The following is a 3,142-nucleotide window of genomic DNA, read 5'->3' as shown; positions in this document are numbered from 1 at the left end:
GAGTTCTTTTTCGTCCCGGTTATGCTGTACAGGGTCGCGAACTAACACAATTACAAACAATTCTACAAAATCAGATTGATCGTTTTGGTGAGCATATTTTTCAAGAAGGATCGGTTGTTCGTGGTGTAGAATTATTCTATGATAAGGATGCTGATTACGTCCAGCTACAAGATCAGAACAAAGACGGTGAAGATATTGATGTTGATAACTTCAATAAGAAGGTTATTGACGCTCCTAATGGCGTTCAAGCCGAAGTTCTAACTGTGCTTTCTGGCAACGAAACTGCTAATACCAAGAACACTCTTTACGTTTCCTATACTAAAGTTGCTAATACTGATAATGTCACAAAAACATTTTCAAATAATCAAGTAATTACTACAGCTAATAATGACTTTACTGCCAATGTTATTAGTTCATCTGAATCAACAGGTAAAGGCTCTATTCTTCGCCTTGGTCCCGGTGTTATTTACGCCAAGGACCACTTCATTCGTGTTGATGACCAGATTGTTGTCGTTGGCAAGTATAGTGCAAATGTTGATGTTCGTGTTGGTTATGAAATTCAAGAAAATATTGTGGATTCCAGAGAGGATAGTACACTTCTAGACCCTGCACGTGGTTCTTATAACTTCTCGGCTCCCGGTGCTAATCGACTTCAACTTACACCAAATCTAGTCGTTAAGGAAGCTGGCGAAGAAGAAACTAACGACTTTGTTGAAATTGTTAAAATTAAGAATGGTAATATTCAGAGAAAGTCTGAAAAGCCTCTTTACTCCAAGATTAATGATTATATTGCACGCCGTACATTTAGTGAATCTGGTCACTATATTGTAGATGGCCTAAATCTTAAGCTACGTCAACACTTAAAACAGGCAAATAATAGCGGTGTATTCACATCATCCCAAGGTGGTAATAACGAACTTCTTTCTGTTGACGTGAAGCCCGGTCGCGCGCATGTGTTCGGTTATGAGAGAGACAATCTGACAACAAAGCATGTTCCTATTGAAAAGGGAATTGACTTTCTTGATATTAACGCGGCTTCTGTAACAAGTAACTATGGAAATTATGTTGAAGTCAAGCATGTTGTCGGTCAATGGGACTACAATAATCATTCAATTGTTTCGCTTCGTGACCAGAAGCAAAGACCAATTTCCAATAATGATTTCTCTACTGGCGTTGTTGGTAACGAAATTGGTCAGGCGCGTGTTCGCGCTTTAGAATATGTTTCTGGTGATAAAGGTTCGCCAGAATGCACCTATAGAATGTATCTCTACAATGTGAATATGACAGGCGGCTCTTTCTCAGATGTTCGTTCTATCTATTATAATGCAAGTGAAACTGATGGTAAAGCTGATGTTGTTCTAGATGCAACCGGTAATGCTGTACTAGAAGAAAACAACTTTAATATAGCTATTTTTGAATTGCCAGCAAGTGCCGTTCGTAGACTAAGAGATTCTTCCGGTAGTGTTGATACCTCATATCAATTCTTAAAGAAGTTTGATGTGTCTATTGCATCTGATGGCACCTTTAGTCTATCTACAGGTAATGCGAATGAACGTTATCAAGACACAGGCGTTCAAACAGCAACACAGAAAAACGATAACTTCTATCTAGTATTAGATGGAAGTGCTGTGAGTGCGTCCGCTGTAGATACAGGCTCTATCAGTTCCGGTTCAAATACAATTACCGGTCTAACAAGTGCTGACACTAAGTTTAATGTAGGTGACAGAATTAGAATTGGTGGATTTGCAAATACTCATGTTGTTTCTGCTATAACATCAACTTCTCTTGATATTTACGATCCTGTTGCCTTTAGTGCTTCATCTAACGGTATCTTTAAGAGTTATGTTGGTGGTTCTGTCATTGATATGGCTGGATATGGCGGCGATAACGCTCAAAGAAGTATTAATGTAACATCTTCTACTGATGCTAACTTTGATCTTCAAGAGACATTTAGTAGTGGTGTTGATGCTACAATTCTAGTGGAACTTAATAGAGTTAATGCACGCGAAAAGGCTAAGACTTTCAGAAGTAATCGCTACGTTCAAATTAATACTGCGACCAATGCAGCTAACACAGTCGGTCCTTGGAATCTAGGCTTCTCAGACGTATTCAAAATTAAGAAAGTTAAGAAAAAGTCTACATCTTTCTCCGCTGAAAGTGAAGGTATTGATGTTACAAAACAATTTAATCTAGATACTGGTCAAAGAGATAATATTTACCGGCACGGTAAGCTAAAACTAAAACCTAATTCAAATCTAAGTATTGCAAGTGGTGATTATCTACTTGTGAAGCTTGATTACTTTGACCAAGATACTTCTCAGGGTACGGGTTATTTCTCTGTTGACTCTTATCCTATTGATGATGATAATGCGGCTAATACAAATGCTATTACAACAGAACAAATTCCGGTGTATGTATCCCCTGTATCGGGCACAGAATATTCACTAAGAGACTCTATTGATATTCGACCACGTATTGAAGATACTGCTACTGATGCGACAACAGTTGGTGGTGCATCAGTAAATCCAAGTGTAGGTACAACTATACAAGAAAATACTGGTAATGGTCTTAGATATTCCGCACCAAATGAAAATTTTACTATTGACTTGTCTTATTATCTACCGCGTGTCGATCTTATTATCATGGACAAGGAAGGTGAATTCAGATCAATTCGTGGTACATCTGCAAAGAATGCTATCATTCCTTCAAGTTCCGCTGATAGTTTTCGCTTAGGTACTGTCAGAGTTGCGCCATTTCCATCTGAAATTGCGGATATTGAATATTCTCCCGGTGCGAATACTTCTGAATATAGCTTCTTGACAGAACAGAGACTAACACGTTACACTATGGGAGATATTAGTACCCTAGAGCAAAGAATTCGTAACCTAGAATATTACAGCACATTGAACCTACTAGAGCAATCTGCTAAGTCTCTTAGTGTCACAGACAACAACGGCCTATCTCGTTTCAAGAGTGGTTTCTTGGTCGATAATTTCCTTGATCGCTTGATTGCGGCAGTGGGTGATAACGACTTCAAGGCTCTTATCAATGTGGTAAACAGAGAAGCAACACCTAAGAGATATGATGCGTTTACTAAGCTAAATTATGACTCTAGTAAGTCAAGTAACGTTGCAACATCTTC

The 3,142-nt window shown here is 38.5% G+C and carries 1 protein-coding gene; it reads left to right on the top strand.

Going from position 1 to position 3,142, the window contains the following annotated elements:
• Nucleotides 1–3,142 (top strand): DUF4815 domain-containing protein (locus QZ276_RS00515; protein ID WP_292484288.1); only part of this gene is annotated, 3,142 nt, incomplete at both ends.

This window comes from Methanohalobium sp., assembly GCF_018609725.1.
Lineage (GTDB): Archaea > Halobacteriota > Methanosarcinia > Methanosarcinales > Methanosarcinaceae > Methanohalobium.
This window is presented reverse-complemented; position numbering and strand designations above follow the sequence as displayed.